Source organism: Rhodococcus chondri (assembly GCF_036327435.1).
Classification (GTDB): domain Bacteria; phylum Actinomycetota; class Actinomycetes; order Mycobacteriales; family Mycobacteriaceae; genus Rhodococcus; species Rhodococcus chondri.
Genome location: NZ_JAUZMZ010000325.1, coordinates 1 through 2,405 on the forward strand (window position 1 = coordinate 1; position 2,405 = coordinate 2,405).

1 pseudogene is annotated in these 2,405 nt (G+C 74.9%); it reads left to right on the plus strand.

The annotated features are described in order from the left end of the window. Positions 1–2,234: pseudogene (locus tag Q8814_RS25740) on the plus strand (AMP-binding protein); the annotation flags it as partial. Positions 2,235–2,405 lie beyond the last annotated feature (171 nt).

Genomic DNA, 2,405 nt, shown 5'->3' on the forward strand with positions numbered 1-2,405 from the left:
TCGGGTGTCGTGGCTCGTCCTCGCCTCCGAGGCGGTGCGCACCGACCTCGCCGCCCGCCCGACCACCCCGGTCACCGACCCCGACCGGCCCGCCGCGCTGCGCCCCGAGCATCCCGCGTATCTGATCTACACCTCCGGCTCCACCGGCCGCCCCAAGGGCGTCACCGTCACCCACCGAGGACTGGCCGACCTGGCCGCCGAGGAACGCGAGCACCTACAGGTACAGCCCACCAGCCGGGTCTCGCACCTCGCGTCCCCGAGCTTCGACGCGTCGATCTTCGAACAGATGATGGCCCTGTCGGCCGGGGCCACCCTCGTCGTGGTCCCGCCCGACGTCTACGGCGGCGCCGACCTGGCCGACCTGCTGCGCGGTCACCGGGTCACCCCACTCGTTCATCACCCCGACCGCGCTCGCTTCCCTCGACCCCACCGACGTGCCGGACCTGCAGGTACTGCTCGTGGCCGGGGAAGCGTGCCCCCCGGAACTGGTGGCACGCTGGGCCGGCGGGCACCGCATGATCGACGCGTACGGGCCGACCGAGGCCACCATCATGACCTCGCTGAGCGCACCGCTGGTGCCGGGGCAGCCGGTCACCATCGGCCGGCCCTCCCGCGGTTTCCGGGCGCTCGTCCTCGACCACCGGCTGCGGCCCGTCCCGGTCGGGGTGCCGGGCGAGTTGTATGTGGCCGGACCCGGGCTGGCGCGCGGCTACCACGCGCGCCCGGACCTGACCGCCGCCCGGTTCGTCGCCGACCCGCACGGCGCGCCGGGGGAGCGCATGTACCGCACCGGGGACGTGGTGCGCTGGACCGGTGGGCACCGACTCGAGTACGTCGGCCGCTCCGACTTCCAGATCAAGGTGCGCGGATTCCGCATCGAACCCGCCGAGATCGACGCCGCCCTGACCGCCCACGACGAGGTGGTGTTCGCCCACACCCTCGCGCACACCGCCCCGTCCGGGGAAACCGTGCTGGTGTCGTACGTGCGCGCCGCGACCGGTGCCGCACCCCGACCCGAGCGGCTCGCCCAGCAGGTGGCCGCGCAGCTGCCCGCCCACATGGTGCCCGCCGTGATCACGGTGCTCGACGCGATCCCGCTCACCGCCGCCGGCAAACTCGACCGGGCCGCGCTCCCGGCACCGGACTTCGCCGCCCGCACCGGCAGCGGCCGCGCCCCGCGCACCGATCTCGAACGCGTCGTCGCCGACACCTTCGCCACCCACCTCGGCGTGACCGCCGTGTCGGTGGACGACAACTTCTTCGACCTGGGCGGCACCTCGCTGCTCGCGACCCGCCTCGTCCCCGACCTGGGGCAGCGGCTGGGACGGCGGGTGGCGCTGCAGACGCTGTTCGTCCACCCGACCGTCGCCGACCTGGCGGCGCAGCTGTCCGCGCCGGGGGAGCAGGACAGCATCGACGACGCGCTGCGGGTGCTCGTGCCGCTGCGCCCCGGCACCGGACCGGCACTGTTCTGCGTGCATCCGGCCGCCGGATTGGCGTGGGCCTACACCGGGCTGACCCAGCGGCTCGACGGCGACCGCGCCGTCTACGGCCTGCAACTGCCGGCGCTGAGCACCGGCGAGGTGATCGACTCGGTCCCGCGGCTGGCCCGCCGCTACGCGGAGGAGATCCGCCGCGTGCAACCGGACGGCCCGTACCACCTGCTCGGCTGGTCGCTCGGCGGGGTGGTCGCGCACGCCGTCGCGGTCGAACTGCAGCGCGGCGGCGCGGTCGTGGACACCCTCGCCCTGATCGACAGCCACCTCGGCGTGCCCGGCGGGACGGCGCCGCTCGCGGTCAAGGACATGCTCCGCGATCTCGGGGTCGCGACCAACGGCGGGCCGGACCCGAGTTACGAGGATGCCCTCGGCCTGCTCGAGGACGCGTTCGGTGCGGCGACCGGGTTGACCCCGCGGCACCTCGAACGGCTGCACGCCGGGTCGGCCGCGGCCACCCGCGCGGTCCGGCGGTACACCCCGGACACGTTCGCCGGCGACGTGCTGTTCTTCACCGCGGTGCGGTCGGCGATCTCGACACCGGCGGTCACCGCCTGGCACGACCTCGTCGACGGGGAGATCCACCAGTACCGGCTCGACTGCGAGCACCACGAGATGGTGGCCGCGCCGGCCGCGGAAACCATTGCGGCCGTGCTGCGGGCGCGGCTGCAGGACAGCGACGCCACCCTCCGGCGCGGGCGCGGCGGCCCGGGACTGGGCACCCGGGTGCGGCACTGAGCGCGAACGCGGACGCGACCCGGCGCGGCCGCGGAAGCACCGGGTCGGCTCAGCCGGTCAGCTCCACCGGAGCCCACGCCGGCCAGGACGGCGCGCCGGTCAGCTCGCCGTCGACGTAGCGCGCCGCGATCCGGGTGACGTCCCCGGCGCTGTTGTCGTACACCGTCGTGT